The 17002-nt window shown below is 45.5% G+C and carries 16 protein-coding genes, 4 pseudogenes and 1 riboswitch; of the genes and pseudogenes, 13 read left to right on the top strand and 7 right to left on the bottom strand.

The features are described from left to right. Positions 1–27: 27 nt before the first annotated feature. Positions 28–321 (bottom strand): pyroglutamyl-peptidase I, encoded by a 294-nt coding sequence (locus M5E81_RS06165; protein ID WP_009145957.1) that lies wholly within the window; start codon positions 319–321, stop codon positions 28–30. Positions 322–354: 33 nt separating this feature from the next. Between M5E81_RS06165 and M5E81_RS06160 the strand changes: the two are divergent. Beyond that, positions 355–567: pseudogene (locus M5E81_RS06160) on the top strand (AAA family ATPase); the annotation flags it as partial. A gap of 32 nt (positions 568–599) precedes the next feature. On the opposite strand, the gene M5E81_RS06155 reads toward M5E81_RS06160, so the two are convergent. Continuing rightward, positions 600–1985: an IS4 family transposase gene (locus M5E81_RS06155; RefSeq protein ID WP_249747014.1), complete on the bottom strand. Its 1386-nt coding sequence runs from the start codon at positions 1983–1985 to the stop codon at positions 600–602. Positions 1986–2176: 191 nt separating this feature from the next. Here M5E81_RS06155 and M5E81_RS06150 point away from each other — a divergent pair, with 191 nt between their 5' ends. Together M5E81_RS06150 and M5E81_RS11440 are read left to right on the top strand one after the other, a co-directional pair. Then, complete coding sequence (locus M5E81_RS06150) at positions 2177–2443, top strand: RNA polymerase sigma factor (protein WP_223201969.1); 267 nt, start codon at positions 2177–2179, stop codon at positions 2441–2443. Then, positions 2436–2549: pseudogene (locus M5E81_RS11440) on the top strand (anti-sigma factor family protein); the annotation flags it as partial. The gene M5E81_RS06150 and the pseudogene M5E81_RS11440, both read left to right, overlap by 8 nt. Before the next feature lie 659 nt (positions 2550–3208). On the opposite strand, the gene aph(3')-IIIa reads toward M5E81_RS11440, so the two are convergent. The 5 genes and pseudogenes from aph(3')-IIIa to M5E81_RS06120 all read right to left on the bottom strand — a co-directional run bounded on the left by aph(3')-IIIa (position 3209) and on the right by M5E81_RS06120 (position 6319). Beyond that, positions 3209–4003 (bottom strand): aminoglycoside O-phosphotransferase APH(3')-IIIa, encoded by a 795-nt coding sequence (aph(3')-IIIa, locus tag M5E81_RS06140; RefSeq protein ID WP_001096887.1) that lies wholly within the window; start codon positions 4001–4003, stop codon positions 3209–3211. A gap of 92 nt (positions 4004–4095) precedes the next feature. Continuing rightward, entirely contained in the window at positions 4096–4638 is a 543-nt protein-coding gene (gene sat4, locus M5E81_RS06135; RefSeq protein ID WP_000627290.1) for a streptothricin N-acetyltransferase Sat4, read from the bottom strand. Continuing rightward, positions 4635–5126: pseudogene (locus M5E81_RS06130) on the bottom strand (aminoglycoside 6-adenylyltransferase); the annotation flags it as partial. The pseudogene M5E81_RS06130 and the gene sat4, both read right to left, overlap by 4 nt. Beyond that, positions 5127–5255, bottom strand: a pseudogene (locus M5E81_RS11435) (AAA family ATPase); the annotation flags it as partial. Between the two features lie 26 nt (positions 5256–5281). Beyond that, positions 5282–6319 (bottom strand): IS1595-like element ISCco2 family transposase, encoded by a 1038-nt coding sequence (locus M5E81_RS06120; protein WP_002814786.1) that lies wholly within the window; start codon positions 6317–6319, stop codon positions 5282–5284. Here M5E81_RS06120 and M5E81_RS11310 point away from each other — a divergent pair. The 10 genes from M5E81_RS11310 to M5E81_RS06065 all read left to right on the top strand — a co-directional run bounded on the left by M5E81_RS11310 (position 6234) and on the right by M5E81_RS06065 (position 16994). After that, complete coding sequence (locus M5E81_RS11310) at positions 6234–7130, top strand: DNA methyltransferase (RefSeq protein ID WP_272881114.1); 897 nt, start codon at positions 6234–6236, stop codon at positions 7128–7130. The two genes, M5E81_RS06120 and M5E81_RS11310, sit on opposite strands and share 86 nt — an antisense overlap. Then, entirely contained in the window at positions 7130–10297 is a 3168-nt protein-coding gene (locus M5E81_RS06105) for a type III restriction-modification system endonuclease (RefSeq protein WP_249747035.1), read from the top strand. The genes M5E81_RS11310 and M5E81_RS06105 overlap by 1 nt, the downstream gene beginning before the upstream one ends. Positions 10298–10458: 161 nt before the next feature. After that, positions 10459–10624, top strand: a riboswitch (Lysine riboswitch). 93 nt (positions 10625–10717) lie between these two features. Next, positions 10718–11488: a 4-hydroxy-tetrahydrodipicolinate reductase gene (dapB, locus tag M5E81_RS06100; protein WP_009145031.1), complete on the top strand. Its 771-nt coding sequence runs from the start codon at positions 10718–10720 to the stop codon at positions 11486–11488. A 20-nt stretch (positions 11489–11508) separates the two neighbouring features. Then, positions 11509–12546, top strand: a complete 1038-nt coding sequence (locus tag M5E81_RS06095) for an aspartate-semialdehyde dehydrogenase (protein ID WP_249747034.1) — start codon at positions 11509–11511, stop codon at positions 12544–12546. A 111-nt stretch (positions 12547–12657) separates the two neighbouring features. After that, positions 12658–13878, top strand: a complete 1221-nt coding sequence (gene dapG, locus M5E81_RS06090; RefSeq protein ID WP_009145029.1) for an aspartate kinase — start codon at positions 12658–12660, stop codon at positions 13876–13878. 142 nt (positions 13879–14020) lie between these two features. Beyond that, entirely contained in the window at positions 14021–14917 is an 897-nt protein-coding gene (gene dapA, locus M5E81_RS06085; RefSeq protein ID WP_009145028.1) for a 4-hydroxy-tetrahydrodipicolinate synthase, read from the top strand. Next, the gene (locus M5E81_RS06080; RefSeq protein ID WP_009145027.1) at positions 14914–15321 is read left to right on the top strand and encodes a CGGC domain-containing protein; all 408 of its coding nucleotides are present in this window, start codon (positions 14914–14916) and stop codon (positions 15319–15321) included. Before dapA ends, M5E81_RS06080 begins: the two co-directional genes overlap by 4 nt. Positions 15322–15606: 285 nt before the next feature. Beyond that, positions 15607–16227: an Asp23/Gls24 family envelope stress response protein gene (locus tag M5E81_RS06075; protein WP_009145025.1), complete on the top strand. Its 621-nt coding sequence runs from the start codon at positions 15607–15609 to the stop codon at positions 16225–16227. A gap of 5 nt (positions 16228–16232) precedes the next feature. Then, on the top strand, positions 16233–16754 hold the full coding sequence (gene amaP, locus M5E81_RS06070; protein WP_210684369.1) for an alkaline shock response membrane anchor protein AmaP: 522 nt from the start codon (positions 16233–16235) through the stop codon (positions 16752–16754). Positions 16755–16766: 12 nt separating this feature from the next. Next, on the top strand, positions 16767–16994 hold the full coding sequence (locus M5E81_RS06065; protein ID WP_009145023.1) for a DUF2273 domain-containing protein: 228 nt from the start codon (positions 16767–16769) through the stop codon (positions 16992–16994). The last annotated feature ends 8 nt before the right edge of the window (positions 16995–17002 follow it).

Here is a 17002-nt window from a genome sequence, read left to right as displayed (position 1 = left end):
CAATGGGTTATCTCGGCGGTCACTCTTTTACTCGTTGTCCGCTCCATACGATACCGACGACGGAATTCCGTTATCATTTAGATTTTTCTCGATATCCTTCACCGGAAGTGAGGAAAAATACGCTTCTCTTCCCTCTTTTATTATAAGCTCGTGGCACGGCTTGTTTCCGGCGTTGTCGGGAATGCGCGCGTCCATTATGTTCACGGCTATCATCTCGGGAGTAATGGCGGCTCTCCCTCCGGCTTGACCTACGCACACCACCGCGTCGGGTCTGTATTGCTCCACCGCTTTTTTAAGAACCTCTCCTGCCTTTCCAAACACCGTCGGCACTTCGAGCTTTAAAATTTCCGCGCCTTGTATATCGTTTTAAGGGCAAGTAAAGAAGAAACTATGAAGCGAGCTATCGAACGCTCAAAGTTAGACAGAGAAACAAATATTGAATTAGTTGAAACAATGTGGAAGCAATTTTCCAATTTGGGAATCTATGAATTAAATGTTATAGATACAACTACGCATTCAATCAAAGATCTCAAACTTCGCACACGGAAAACATCCCGTATGCCTTGATAAATCAGCTTGAACTGAATGTCGAAAGCCATTCACGCACACTTCTGTGCACGCAGACGACTCATCCAAAGAGCGGGCAGATCGTTCAGGAATCGTTCCAAGAGCGATTCGACCAGCAAGACTTCTGACGGATATTCTGCCCGAAGCTGCTCCGCAAACTCCTGCAACACGAGGCGAAGCGCTTCCATGTACTTCAAGTCCGGAAGCTCATCAAGCCCCAGATAGAAGAGCTCGCCGAGGCTTCGCCCATCCGTGTTCTCACGTTCCTCGACAGCCAGGAGCATATATCGTGTGCAGACGACGGCGACATGCGCCGTCATCGCATCGTAGGAGACGGAACGACAATCCTTGCCGAGCCGCAGGTAGGACTTGCACGCTTTGAAGAACACCTCGATGCCCCAGCGCTTCCCGTAGAGCTGGATGACTTCTTCCTCCGAAAGCGAGAGGTCTGTCGTGACGAGGACGAGATAATCCTTCCGCTTGTTGCGGTTCCGCACGAAGACCAATCGCACAGGCACGAGGGATTCTCCCTGTTTCGTCGCGACAGCATCGACGGACAGGAGGTAACGCGAGCGTCCGCGGCGTTTCTTGTGTTCCTTGTAGATGGCCTTGACGTTCGAGATCTTCCCTTCGCAGGGGTAGCGCACCTTCTTGCTCTTCTTTGCCATAGCGGTGACGTCATAGCCGAGGTCATGGATGGCTTTCAGCGACGACGGCGAGCAGAACCATGTGTCGAAGAGGACGTACTGCGCGGGGATTCCTGTCGCCTTGACCTCCTGCAACAAATTGAGGACGACGGCTGGCGCTTCCATCTGCGCGAGCTTGCGCTGCTTTCCGCCGTTGCTTCTTGCATCGACGGATGCGCTGGCCTCATTGAGCCGGTTCTTTTCCTTCGAGGTTGAAAGAAGGCAGAACGTGAGTGGCAGGAACGTGTTCCCGTCCGTCCAGCCGAGGACGAGCAAGCGGAAGCCCTTCGTATAGCGGCGGCTCACATGGTCGTAGACGTTCGCCAAGAGTTCCACGCGCTTGGAACGCGAGCGGCTGAAGAGCGAATCGTCGACGACGATGGCACAACGCCGGCCGGCATCCGTCAGCGGCTTGATGGTTTCGTTGATGATCCGCGCCGCAAGAAGCAGCGTGAACTTGCGCCAGTTCGTGTGGCAGGAGTTCAAGAAGCGGTAAGCCGTGTCCTTGCCGAACGGCAGCGAATCCTCGTGAAGTCGGCGCTGCATATAGAGCGAGCGGTTCTCGAAGATGATGCTTACGAGCACGAGGAAAACGAGAATGGAGGAAAATCCTTTGAGCTTGCAAGCGTTGGCCGCGCGCAGAATCTGGCCGACATGATAACGACGGAAGAACGCCGAAGTTTTCTTCGAGATGGATTCCATCTGCTGGGTGGTTTGTGATATACTTTTCATAGCATGAGCCTCCGGTGCTTGGTATGTTTTTGAGCCAACATAATTATACCAAACTGGCAAGACTCATGCTATTTTTCTGTTTACAAAGCCTGGACTTTCAAGGGGTGCAGGGGATTTTTACCTGCGAAGTTTGAGTCAAAGATACTGTTTCCGCAGTACAAGAAAAAATCGCAAGTAAGCGCACCACTCTTGTGGAAGAAAGCGAACTTACTCATGTTGCGGCTCCTGATAATCCCACGAAAGAGTTTGAGAACCGGCAAGAGCGTTTTGCACTATATCGAGCAATGCAACAGTTAGATGCCGAAACTCGTGAAGTAATCCATCTGCGATTAGCCGGTGATTTCTCTTTCCGTGACATCGGTGACATTCTTGGGCACAGCGAAGTATGGGCTCGAGTGCGCTTTTATCGTGGTAAGGAAAAACTTGTAAAGATTATCGGAGGTGATAACAATGCGTGAAACCAATCTTGACTGCTGCGTAGTCAGGGATTTACTCCCATCCTATCTTGAAGAATTGACCGAGACAGAGACCTCTGCTATGGTCAGAGAACACATTGAGCATTGTGCGGCCTGCCGCCAGCTTGAAGAGGATATGCGCAGGCAGGTTCCTATTGAAAAAGCGCCACAGCGTGCACTTAGATTTTTAAAGCGTGTTAAACGCACTCGCTTAATAGCGGCAATTCTTTCCGCACTTGTTGCCCTGTTTTGTATAGGGTGGCTCTATGATTTGGAGTTTCATTATGCCAATACAGAAGCCGGTAGGCTGGAAGCGGTATGTGACTATATTCCTTCACCGGAAGGCAACACTATTTCCGGTGTGGAAGCAGGAACTCCGGTTCGTGCAGTCTCGTGGCAAACAATAGACAATCACCTGCTGATCTTTTTCGCAGCTGATAACGAGGAAAATGTTCATGGTGTTATGCATCTTTACTCTGTTAATCCTGTTCAAATTTTATTCCTCCTCTGTGACTTCCATAAAAAGTATATCCTATGCGTTCTTAAGCTAGCTGCTGTTAGTGCTTCTCATTGCACCCTGGTTATAAAAGCCATACTCACAAACCTCTTCACCAAAACTCTTTACATCTCTAATATAGAACTCTATCTAGCGAACTTTTAGAAAAGATATAAAACATCAGAGTATGGACAGTTGCGGATGTACTTCAGAAAAGATTAGATGTCTAAAAAGCTTGTAGTTAAAGCTTTTTAGACATCTAAATCTAGGTACTAAAACAATTCATCCAGTAAAATATAATATTTTATTTTCTCCCAATCAGGCTTGATCCCCAGTAAGTCAAAAAATAGCTCGACATACTGTTCTTCCCCGATATCCTCCCTGATCGACCGGACGCAGAAGGCAATGTCATACCACTTGTCCGCCCTGCCGCTTCTCCCAAGATCAATAAAGCCACTTACTTTGCCATCTTTCACAAAGATGTTGCTGTCTCCCAGGTCGCCGTGGGAAAAGACAAGTTCCTCTTCGGGCTTTTCCGTCTTTAAAAAATCATACAGCTCGCGCGGATCTTTAAATGGAGTGTCTTCTTCCCAGTTTTCGCAATCCACATCGGCCAGATCGTTATTCAGTAAGTAATCCAATTCGGCTAAGCGGCTGTCTAAGCTATTCGTATAGGGACAATCCGATATGTCGATGGAGTGAAAGAGCCTGATGCACTCCGCATACAGCTCGATAATCTTTTCAGGGCTTTGTTCATCTTCATACTCTTCCGAGCAAAGGACGCCATCGGCCTCACTCATGAGCAGATTGCTCCAGCCATCATGCCGTTCAAAGTGCAGGACCTTTGGAACAGGCAGCTTTCCTTCCAGCCATAGCATCATGTCCTTTTCCCGTTCCACATCATAGGTGGTCCCTTTATACCGGCTGTCCGTCATTTTTAAATATAGGTTTTCATTTTCTCCCACCAGCTTATATACCTTAGCAGGAGACATTCCTTCCGTATCTTTTACGCAGCGGTATTTTTCGATCAGTTTTTTCAATTCCGGTGATATTCTCATTTTAGCCATTTATTATTTCCTTCCTCTTTTCTACAGTATTTAAAGATACCCCAAGAAGCTAATTATAACAAGACGAACTCCAATTCACTGTTCCTTGCATTCTAAAACCTTAAATACCAGAAAACAGCTTTTTCAAAGTTGTTTTCAAAGTTGGCGTATAACATAGTATCGACGGAGCCGATTTTGAAACCACAATTATGATAGAATTTACAAGCTATAAGGTTATTGTCCTGGGTTTCAAGCATTAGTCCATGCAAGTTTTTATGCTTTGCCCATTCTATAGATATATTGATAAGCGCGCTGCCTATGCCTTGCCCCCTGAAATCCTTACATACGGCGATATCTTCTATATAAGCGTACCGGTTCCAATTTTTTCGCAGTTTAACTTTTCCGACGCATTTATCGTCTTGGTAGTAAAGATATATTATCTTATCAGTATTGTCAATATATTCAAGGCAATCTGCCTCCTCATCCTCTTCATCCTCTTCGTCTTGGTAGCTTTTTAAATATGGCGCTTCATAGAGTAATTCTGTAAAGGTCCAATTCTCGTTTTCATACCTCGGTATAATCTTACCTATCACCTCAAATGGTTCGCTGGGTTTATCGATATCTTTCAGGTGCCCTGCTTTCATTTCTGTAATCACTGTTCCCGCCTCTCTTCTATATCAGCGGCATATGTGCTATCCAGGCAGCCGGTTTTACCAGTGTATTTTTTATACATGTCCCTGGTATATTTTGTTATATTCCTATCATACTCCGGATAGGCATAATGAAGCCTTTCCGCCACCTCACCGGATACCGCCCTGAACAATTGATGGCATAGAAATAATGCTTCCCATATGTTTTCATAGGAATCCATCCGGTAGGTGGACAAAAGTTTCTCCCACAAATCCTCGGATATATACCTTTCAATAAACTTATAGTTCTTGCCTACACTTAATTTAAAGCCTGTTTCGATGCCGACCTTCCATGATATCATTCTCAGCAGCTCATGGCGAACAATCTGATTAAAATGATCAATAGCAAATAAAATTTCCTTACGGCACAATCCTTTAATAACATAAGGTGTTACATTCCAAAATTCATTGCAGCAATCATCATACTCCCTTGCGCTTGGCTTTCTTACATGATAATGATAAAAGTCATCTGTGTGCATATGCACAGACTTTTCCAAATCTGATTCTTTTGCAACAGCAGATGCCGTTGTAGTTTTTCCTGTCCCCGGCGCACCTGTGATTACAATAATTCTACCTTGATTCATCTATATTTTACCTCCACAACTTCTAATTAGGCGACCAGAGGAACTGCTGGTCTGTTTGATAAGTCTCTGCATTTAGCAGTTTTCAATGTTGCCAAAACGAAAGTCAAGAAGATGTTCCTTTTCTCCATGTCACTTTCTTTGGCATAATTTACAAGGTTATTCCACACAAGATAGTTGTTCAGATATTTGGTGGAAACACCATTAAAACCACGCATAAACCTCTTTAACTGACTATGGTAGCTATTGATATGCTGTATATTATAAATGCCTTTCTTGGCTTTGCCCGTCTTTAACTGTACAAGGTCAATGCCGTTGGCATTCGTAAATCTCACATAGGAGTTCATCTTGTCCGTAACAAGAGTGGAATTGGTCTTAATCCTACCATCATAAATATGATGTAAATCTTTTGTAGAAACTCTACCAGTATTCGTAATCTTGGAGATAGACAAGCCATTCCTATTAACCGCACAAGGAACACATACTTTTTCTTTGGACAAGCCTCTGATATGTGTAGAATGACCACGCTTATGAGCCTTGCGTGGCATAGTAAATGTCTTACTCTTACTATGATTGCCCTTGTACGAGATGGCGAAAAAAGTTTCGTCAGCCTCAATAATGCCGTTAAGAGTAACATCGTCTGCCATATTCTGAAGAGCGTCTAAAATCTTGTGCCTCCAAAGGAAAGCGGTGTTTCTATGAATACCACAAGCAACAGCAGTCTTACGAATGGATAAACCATTCATCATACAATCAATATACTGTTCCCATACGGACAAGTCTTTTCTTGTACCAGACACAATGGAGTTCGTAGCAATCACGAAGGACTTGCCACAATCCTTGCATACATATCGCTGCGTACCGTCTTTACGATGACCGTTACGAACCACATGAATACAACCACAAAGAGGGCATACACGACCATTTGCAAAGCGTTCCTTTGCCACGAAATCTTCAATATTCAAAGACTTTACAAAGGCAGTGCTTAAAAGCATTGTTTTAAGGCTTTCCTGCTCTGCAACAGTCAACTTACCGATAATATCTAATGCGTCTTTGATAGTAGGCATATCCAATTACCTCCTTCGGTGGTACTATTTCCTACTATTATTATGCGCTATTTCTCGTCAAAAATCAACCGTTTGTTGTGACATAGCCAAAGAAAAAAAGATCTTTGATTATTCAAAGTCATTGTTTTTACTAAAAAAGTTAATTACTGTATTAAGTTCTGCAGACTCCCTTGTTCTTGATTTCTTCTCCGGTTCTGCCACCACCGCTCACGCAGTCATGCAGCTTAACGCCGAAGATGGCGGTAAGCGTAATTTTATTATGGTGCAATTACCGGAAGAATGTGCTGAAAACAGCGAAGCGTACAAAGCAGGCTACAAAAACATCTGCGAAATCGGCAAGGAGCGCATACGCCGTGCAGGCAAGAAAATCAAAGAAGAAAATCCGCTGACAACCCAGGATTTAGACATCGGCTTCCGCGTGCTGAAATGCGACAGTAGTAACATGGAGGACGTGTACTTCACGCCGAAGGAATACATGGATAAACAACAAAGCCTGTTTATTGACAATATCAAAAAAGACCGCAGCGATGAGGATTTGCTGTTTGATGCTATGCTGAAGCTGGATACACCGCTTTCCAGCAAAATCGAAAAGATAAGCATTGCCGGCAAAACTGTCTACAACGTGGCGCAAGGTCATTTAATGGCATGCTTTGATAAGAACGTGACGGATGAGGTTATTACTGCCATTGCCAAAGAAATGCCGAGCTATTTTGTTATGCGTGACAGCTCGCAGGCTGATGACAGCGTAGCAATTAACTTTGAGCAGATTTTCAACACCTATAGTCCGCAAACAGTGAGGAGGGTGCTGTAATGAAGTTCAGTTTTAAAATTCAGCAGTACCAGACGGATGCTGTTAATGCAGTGATTGACGTGTTCAAGGGACAGGTGCGTCCTGCGCAGGATACCAGCTACTTTTTTGATCCGGGCAGACTTGTGCCGGTGAAAACAAAAAAAGCAAAGAATAGCAATGGTTATAACTTGTTTCAGCAGGAGCTTGATGAACAGGAAGCCAAGCAGGATATAATACTTGGTTATGCTAATGCGCCAATAAAATTGGATAAGGTGCAGCTTCTGGAAAATATTAAGCTTATTCAAGGCAATAATAATATAACTCCGTCTAAGGAGCTTATAGAAGGTCAGGGAAAGTGCAGTCTTGATATTGAAATGGAAACAGGTACAGGCAAAACCTATGTCTATATCAAGACTATGTTTGAGCTGAATAAGCAGTATGGATGGAATAAGTTTATTATTATCGTGCCTTCCGTCGCAATCCGTGAAGGCGTCAAAAAAAGCCTGGAAACTATGGAAGAGCACTTCATGAGCCAGTATGGCAAGAAAGCGCGCTATTTTATTTATGACAGCAAGAATCTGACGAAGATTGATGATTTTGCCAAAAGCAACGAAATCAACGTAATGATTATTAATAATCAAGCCTTTGCTAAGTCCTTGAATGAGGAGAAGAATAAGGAAGGCCGTGGCGGTGATAAGGGTGCATTGATTATTTACAGTGAACGTGATGAATTCGGTTCACGCAAGCCTATTGATGTTATTGCCAAAACTAATCCGATTTTGATTATCGATGAGCCACAGAAGTTGGCAGGTAATGTTACGCAAAAAGCAATGAAGCGCTTTAATCCGCTTTTCAGCGTCAATTATTCTGCTACGCATAAACAGGAGCATAATGAAGTATATCGTTTAGATGCGATTGATGCCTATAATCATAAGCTGGTCAAAAAGATAGAGGTTAAGGGTATTGAGGTTGTAAATCTTAAAGGCATTGACGGTTACCTTTACTGCGACAGCTTTGTTACTTCCAAAAATAAACCTCCCATGGTAAAGCTGGAATTTGAACAGCAGCTGAAAAGCGGTACTGTAAAGCGTGTTTTACGCAATTGTGCTTACGGAGATAATCTGTATGAGCTTTCTAACGGCATGCTGCAGTACGAAGGCTACAAAATCAGTGACATTGATGCCAACGATACAGGTTGCGTAAGATTTACCAACGGAGAAGAATTACATGGCGGTGAAGTTGCTAACAACAGTCAGGAAATGTCTGATTTGCGTCGTGTACAGATTCGTGAAACTATAAAATCTCACTTTGAAAAGGAAGAACAGCTTTTTGCGCAGGGCATCAAAACCTTATCGCTGTTTTTTATTGATGAGGTTGCCAAATACAGATTATATGACGAAGATGGCACACAAAAGCTGGGCGAATACGGCAAAATATTTGAAGAAGAATATCAGAAAATTTTCAGAGATAGGATGCAGGAGCTTTATCAAACGCCGTATGGCGAATATCTGAGAAATATGGCTGCGGATGTAAGTGCAGTGCATACAGGCTACTTCAGTATTGATAAAAAAGGCCATAGCGTTGACAGTAAATGTGAACGTGGCAAGGATACTTCTAACGATGAATCAGCTTATGATTTGATTATGCGCAACAAGGAAGCACTGTTAAGCTTTAATAATCCTGTGCGTTTTATATTCTCTCACTCCGCGTTGCGTGAAGGCTGGGATAACCCCAATGTTTTCCAAATCTGTACCTTGAAGCAGTCCAACAGCAATGTCAATAAGCGTCAGGAGGTCGGCCGTGGTATGCGTATCTGCGTCAATCAGCAGGGTGAGCGCATGGATGAAAGCGTATGCGGAGCTAATGTGCATGTGGTCAATAAATTGACGGTTATTGCCAGTGAAAGCTATGCCGATTTTGTCGACAGCCTGCAGGATGAAATCAAAAAAGCTTTGTATGAACGTCCTGAAAAGGTATCTGTAGAGTACTTCTTCGGCAGAGTAGTAAAGGTTGGCGATGAAACTTATAAAATTGAAGGCGAGCAGGCACGTCAGATAGTGAAATATCTTGATAGACATGATTATCTTGACGATGATGACAGAATCACCGAAAAATATAAGCAGGATGCCGCCAACGGTACTTTGGAGCCTGTGCAGGATAAGCTTAAGGATATTGAGCCTGCTGTACATGTACTGATTAAGAGCCTGTATGATAAGGATTCGCTTAAGGATATGATTACTAACGGTAATCAGACAACCGTTGAAAACAAGCTCAACAATAAGAATTTTGAAAAGCAGGAATTCCAGGAGCTGTGGAAGCGTATCAACCGTAAGTGTGCTTATACCGTAAAGATTGACAGTAATGTGCTGATTGATAAGGCTGTGGCAGCGATTGATGCCAAGCTGCAGGTTACTCAGACACTTTATACATTGAGCGTCGGATATCAGAAAAATAATATGCAGGCGCATGAATTAGAGCAAAAAACCAGCTTTGTAGCACCTTCACATACTACAAATGTATTGGAAAATGCTCATGACAGCAGCTTGAAGTATGATTTGCTGCACGAGCTGACGCAACGGACTTCTTTAACACGTTGCACTGTTGCTGCTATTTTGAGCAGAATCAATATGATGAAGTACAGGAAATTCCGTGATAATCCGGAAGAGTTTATCAGCAAGGTTGCACGTCTGATTAACGAACAGAAGGCCGGCCTGATTGTAGAAGGCGTTACCTACAATACGACAAATGAAGTTTTTGACAAAGAAATCTTCACGGCGGAATGTCATCGTGTAGCTTTATCAAAAGTATTTCCTGCATTGCGTGCCGTAACGGATTATGTTGTTACTGACGGTACGGCAGAGCAGAGTGTGGAGCGTAAATTTGTTGAAAATCTGGATAAAGCAGATGAAGTCGCAGTATATGCAAAGCTTCCGCGAGGCTTTTACATTCCGACACCTGTAGGCAAATATTCGCCTGACTGGGCAATTGCTTTTAAAGAGGGAAAGATTAAGTACGTATATTTCATTGCTGAAACCAAAGGAACTAATGAAAGTATGGAGCTGAAATCTATGGAGCAGGCAAAAATTAAATGTGCCGAAAAGCTTTTTGAAAAACTTTCCAATGGCGAAGTGCATTACGGTCAGGTAACGGATTACAAGAGCCTGATGGATATTGTACTTGATAGATAAAACCACAACCGAATATGGAATAATTCACGCTGATAGTTTGCTTGTGCCTATGTGTATACTCTTTTTGTAAAATCTTTACACTTGCTGTTATAAGAAGATGCTAATAAATTTCCTCGTTGACAAACAGCAGTAACAGTAATATAATTTTTTTAATAGCAAACCATTAAGATAGAGGCGCGGAAAGCATGAGTAGGTTGTGGAGCGGGAGCTGAGAAGCATCACAAAAGGGCTAACGCCGAAGTGCAATGGCAGCCGTGTCGTTGTGCTGGGCCGTCAGTGAAAGCTGCCGGACTGTCGCTGCATTTGCAGCGGAGGGCTATCTCGGCTATGGGTGTGAATATTATTTAGCATGCTAACCGTTGAGATAGAATCCAAAGGAAATATCTCAACGGTTATTTTTATGATTAAGGAGTGAACGACATGATTCGTGTTTTGGTAAATGGCGCGCTGGGCCGCATGGGCAGCGAGGTATGTAAAAAGGTATATAGCGAAGCTGATTTGGAGCTTGTCGGTGCTGTAGATATTAAGGAAGGCACCGTGCCTCTGGGTGACGGTGTTAAGGTAACTACTGACCTGGTTGCTGCGATTGAGGCTGCCAAACCGGACGTTGTTGTTGACTTCACCCGTCCTGATGTTGTTATGGGTAACCTGCGCAAAATGCTGCCGCTTGGCGTGCATGCTGTAGTAGGCACTACAGGCTTCAGCGATGCAGATTTAAAAGAGGTTGATGAGCTGGCACGCAAGCATAACACCAGCCTGCTGATTGCTCCGAACTTTGCGCTTGGTGCAGTTGTTATGATGAAGCTGGCGTGTGAGGCTGCCAAATATTTCCCGCATGTGGAAATTATCGAGAAGCATCACGATAACAAGCTGGATGCTCCCAGCGGTACTGCAATTATCACCGCACAAAAAATTGCTGAGGTGCGCAAGGCTATGCATCAGGGTAATCCTGATGAAAAGGAAACCATGGCAGGTGCGCGCGGTGCGGATTACGAGGGCATGAAGATTCACAGTGTCCGCTTGCCGGGTTACGTTGCTTCCCAGGAGGTTATCTTCGGCGGTCAGGGCGAAACTTTGAAAATCAGCACCGACCCGATTAACCGCGAATGCTACATGCCGGGCGTTGCGCTTGGCTGCCGCAAAATTGTTGATCAAGCAGGCCTGGTATACGGCTTAGATAAATTACTCTAAATAGTGAGGGGGAGAATTTTATGAAAAAGTATAACGTTGCTATTTTAGGCGCTACCGGTGCTGTTGGTACTGAATTTCTGAAGCTTATTGAAGAAAGAAACTTCCCATTTGCAGAACTGCGTCTGCTGGCTTCCAAGCGCAGCGCAGGCAAGCAGATTGAATTTATGGGCAAAACATATACTGTGCAGGAGGCCACCAAGGACTCCTTCGAGGGCATTGATATTGCTTTGTTCGCAGGCGGTAGCGTTTCCAAGGAATTTGCTCCTTACGCTGTGAAAGCCGGTGCCGTTGTTATTGATAACTCCAGCACCTTCCGTATGGACCCCAAAGTGCCGCTGGTTGTGCCGGAGGTTAACCCCGAGGACATCCTGAAGCACAAGGGCATTATTGCCAACCCTAACTGCTCTACCATTATTATGGTTATGGCATTGAAGCCGCTGTATGACCTGGCACGCATTAAACGTATCGTCGTTTCTACCTATCAGGCTGTTTCCGGCGCCGGTAAGGAGGGCATTGACGAGCTCACCGATCAGACCAAGGCTTACAGCGAGGGCCGTGAGATGGAGGCACACATTCTTCCGTCCGCAAGCCTGCCGAAGCATTATCCGATTGCGTTTAACCTGATTCCGCAGATTGATGTTTTCCTTGATAATCTTTACACCAAAGAAGAGATGAAGATGATCAACGAAACCAGAAAAATTATGCATGATGACGAAATGCGCATCACTGCTACTACCGTGCGTGTGCCTGTATACCGCAGCCACAGCGAATCGGTAAACATTGAGTTTGAGCATGATTTGGAGCTGAAGGATATGGCAGCTGCAATCAACGCTTTCCCCGGAATTCAGATGATGGATGATCCGTCCAATCAGATTTATCCGATGCCTTTATATACCTCGGAAAAATATGACTGCTTCGTTGGCCGTCTGCGCCGCGATGAGTCCAATCCGAACACCTTTAACCTGTGGGTAGTAGGCGACCAGATCCGCAAGGGCGCTGCGCTGAACACGCTGCAGATTGCTGAGGTTATGATTAAAAACGGCTGGTTAGAAAAATAATAATGCACCTCTGCGGTGTAAAGACTAAACGGCGTACAGCTTGTACGCCGCAGCCTTTCCGGCATCCGGTACATTTTGCATTTTAATTTAAACAGATGAGGAGCAATTTACATGAAAATCATTGTGCAGAAATTCGGCGGCACCTCCGTCGCGAGTGAGGAAGCCCGCGTTGCAGTTAAAAACAAGGTACAGCAGGCTATCCGCAACGGTTACTCCCCGGTAGTCGTAGTTTCAGCTATGGGACGCAAGGGCGCTCCCTACGCAACCGATACGCTTATCGGCGCACTGAAGGACGTTAACCTTTCCGTTAATGTGCGTGAGATGGATATGATGATGTGCTGCGGCGAAATCATTTCCTCCTGCGTAATGGCGGCAACCCTGCAAAAATTCGGCATTAACGCTATGGCGCTTACCGGCGGCCAGGCAGGTATCATTACCGATTCCCAGTTTGGGGCAGCACGTATCAAAAATATCAATACTTCCAGTCTTATCCGTTTGTTGGAGGCAGGCATCATTCCGGTTGTCTGCGGCTTCCAGGGTATGACGGAAAATAACTATAAATTTACGACCTTGGGTCGCGGCGGCAGCGACACTTCTGCTGCTGCACTGGGCGCTGCACTCAAGGCTGATTTTGTGGAAATCTATACAGACGTTGAGGGCATCATGACTGCTGACCCGCGTATTGTCGAGAAGGCTAATATTCTGCAGCAGATTTCCTATGCTGAGGTTTGCCAGATGGCGCAGAACGGTGCTAAGGTTATTCATCCGCGTGCCGTTGAAATTGCCATGGGCAGCAATATTCCTATGTATGTTAAATCCACCTTCAGCGATGCTCCCGGCACTCTGATTACCAGCGAACGCATCGGTCAGGGTAACGGTGGCGAAATTGCGATTAACGAATCCTGCGCCAGCGGTGTAGCTCATCTTAATGATCTGGCACAATTCCGCATTGACCTGAACCCGCAGGATATTACTGCAGGCCGTAATCTGTTCGAAGATTTGGCGGATGCAGGCATCAGCGTAGGCTGCCTGAACCTGTCGGAGAAGGAAGCAATGTTTGCCGTATTCTCTCCGGACGTAGAGCACACCTGCAAGGTGCTTAATGAAAGCGGCTTTAAATATACGCTGAACGAAGGCTGCGGCAAGGTTTCCGTTGTCGGCAGCGCTATGCGTGGTGTGCCTGGCATTATGGCTACCTTTGTAAGTGCGCTTGCCAGCCATAATATTGCTATTCTGCAGACTGTGGACAGCGATACTACGATTTCCGCGATTGTTAAAGAGGAGCATTTGGTGGAGGCGGTGAAGGCGCTCCACGAAGCCTTCAAGTTATAGTCTGTGTATAAAGCACCGTCTGCGTTGTTGTGTTTCCTCGACGTACTGTTAGTACGTCGTAAAAAATATAAAATCATTTAGATAATAAGCAATATATCATAGAGAATTTTAGTTTCTATTAGTTTTAAGAGGTGGAATTACAATGAAAAAACCGTATTTTGGCAGATTATTAACGGCAATGGTTACGCCGTTCAACGCTGATGGCAGCGTTAATTATGCAGCCGGTGCAGATTTTGCTGACTGGCTGCTCGCTAACGGCAGTGACGGCCTGGTAGTAGAAGGCTCTACCGGTGAAGCTGCAACCATGGACATGGATGAAAAAATTAAATTCATGCAGACCATCGTTGCTCGTGTCAACGGCCGTGCCAAGATTGTTGCCGGTGCAGGCACCAACTGTACTGCCAGCACTATTGATTTGGTTAAGAAAATGGAAGCCTGCGGTGTAGACGGCGTGCTCGTAGTCGGACCTTACTACAACAAACCGACTCAGGAAGGCTATTATCAGCATTTTGCAGCCGTAGCAAAGGCTACTAAGCTGCCGATTATCGTTTATAATGTTCCGGGACGTACCGGCGGCAACATTGCTCCGGAAACTGTTGCACGTCTGGCAGCAGATTTCAGCAACATTGTGGCTATCAAAGAGGCAGCAGGCAATGTAGCACAGACTGCAGAGCTGTATCGTGTACTGCCGGAAGATTTCTCCATTTACAGCGGTGATGACGGCCTGATTCTGCCGTTCATGTCCGTTGGTGCCTGCGGTCTGATTTCCGTTCTGGCCAATGTTAACGGCAACCTGCTGCAGCAATTGATGCAGGCTTACAGCGAAGGTCGCGTTAAGGATGCCGCTGACCTCAACAAGGTTATGGTACCGCTGGCTAAGGCTATGTTCATAGAAAGCAACCCGATTCCTATTAAGGCTGCCGTTACCAAGGTTACCGGTATTGAAGCAGGTGCTCCGCGTCTGCCGCTGACTCCTATCAGCGCTGCCGCTGAGGCTAAGCTTGATGCAGCTTTAAAAGCAGCAGGCATGATAAGATGAGCAAGCTAGTAGTAATTATCCAGTGTGATACGGTGCAGCAGCGTTGTTGCGGCTACAACTGTACGCACGCTTTTTACAGTCGCGAGGGTAAGTTTGCCGGTTATCCAGAGGATACGCATTACATGAGCTTCACCTGCGGTGGCTGCTCCGGCGGTGCGCTGACGGTTAAGCTGGAGAACCTGGCGAAGCGCCTGCGCCGCTTTAAAGAGGATGGACAAGAGATTTGCGTGCATCTTTCTACCTGCATGGTATCGGATAATTCGCATAAGCCGCCTTGCCCGCATCTTGATTACATCCAAAAGATTTTAGCGAAGAAGAAGCTTACCAATATTGTTCATGGTACCTACGTTTCCAAAACGGCAACCAGACGCCGTGAGGAAGGTATCTACAAGGATTTTGCATAAGCTTTGTATAAGCAAATGAAAACACCCTGCGTATTGCCGTTGGCAGTGCGTAGGGTGTTTTATATTGCGTATAAGGAGCTAATTTCTCTGTTTGGCCTGCCTTGTTCAGATACAGCGATTGAAAAAACAGAATCTTATCATATACATTTTTAGCACTTATTTTTTATACATTTTATGCATACGGATTGTATAAAATGTGTTATAATAAGAAGATAATAATGTATAACTGTCTTCATTACGCTGTCGCGCTTTTGCCGGCACGTAAGCGAGCAGGAGGTGCCGGATATGGAAGAAAAAAATATAAAGGACACTATCAGGGCCAAGGCTGCAGAAGCCGCTGAAGCTGCTGCCGAAGCAGCGGAAACACAGGACAAGGAAGAATATGGTGATATACGTATTGCCGACGAGGTTATCTGTATCGTTGCCAGCCTGGCGGCGCAGGAGGTGCCGGGAGTTGTAGGCATGAGCGGTGGCCTGACAGATGGCATTAACCGCTTCTTGGGCAAGGAGAACGCTTCTAAGGGCGTACATTTGCATTTTGAAGGCAAGACGGTAAATGCCAGTGTGTATATTGTTATTGAATACGGCTGCTGCATTCCGGAGATTGCTTTGGAGGTGCAGGAAAAGGTTAAAGATGCCATTGAGGCTATGACCGGTTACGAGGTGCAGTTTGTCGATGTCAATGTCGAAGGCGTGGCCAAGAGGCGTGAAAGCGAGCTGGAAAAGGAAAGCTCATCTGATGTAGATATGGCAGAGATTTTGCAGGCGCAGGCTAAGCGTGCGGAAGCAACGGAGGCCAATTCCTTTGAGCAGCAGTTGGTTAATCTCCATGATAACCATGATTTTGAGCTGCCGCCGGAGGAAGACATGGATGAAAAGCATAGGAAGTTTTTAGAGGAGGATTAACTGTTATGGGTATTGCGGATAGAATTATCCTGACGCTGTATACGATATTGATGACGGTAGCTTCAGTGCTGACGCTGCTGTGCAGCCTGGGCGTTTTCTCTGATACCGGTATGGTAGCGTTTATCAGCCATATCCCGGGCAACTGGGTTTATGCTGTCGGCGGCGTGATTATGCTGCTGGTGAGCGTACGCCTGCTTATCACCGGCCTGGGACTGACGGGCGTAAGCTCGCTGAAGCTGAGTGACAGCGATAAGGGCAAGGTGCTTGTAGGCAAGGGCGCATTGGAGGATTATATTGCTGTTCTGTCGCAGGAAATATACGGCATCCATCATGTAAAGGTTATAGTGAAGCTGGAGGATCAATGCATTGATGTGCGCATTAATGCTTCGATTGAACCCGGAATAAATATTCCGGAAACCTCCGGTGAGATTAAGAACAACGTCCGTGAAACCATCAAAAAGGTTACCGGCATTGAGGTTAAGGAAATAGAGCTGTTCTTCAAACAGATTAAAGCAAAGGAAGAATAGGAGGCAGAAGCTATGTTTAACGATATTCTTAATGATATCTGGAATAATTATCGCGGCCGTCTGCTTTGCTCGGTGTTTGGCCTGTTTATTGGCGTGGTTGTGCTGTGGCTGGGATTTTTTCAGGCACTGTTTCTGATGATCTGCATCGGCTTGGGCTTTTTTATCGGCAACAAGCTGGATAAGAAAGAGGATTTGCTGGAGTGGTTGGATAGGTTGTTGCCTCCCGGCTATCACAGATAACGGCGGTG

Origin of the sequence: Phascolarctobacterium succinatutens, assembly GCF_023497905.1 — a bacterium.
Taxonomy (GTDB): Bacteria; Bacillota; Negativicutes; order Acidaminococcales; family Acidaminococcaceae; genus Phascolarctobacterium_A; species Phascolarctobacterium_A succinatutens.
Note: the sequence above shows the minus strand (reverse complement) of the source record. Positions and strands in the feature narration are given on the sequence as shown.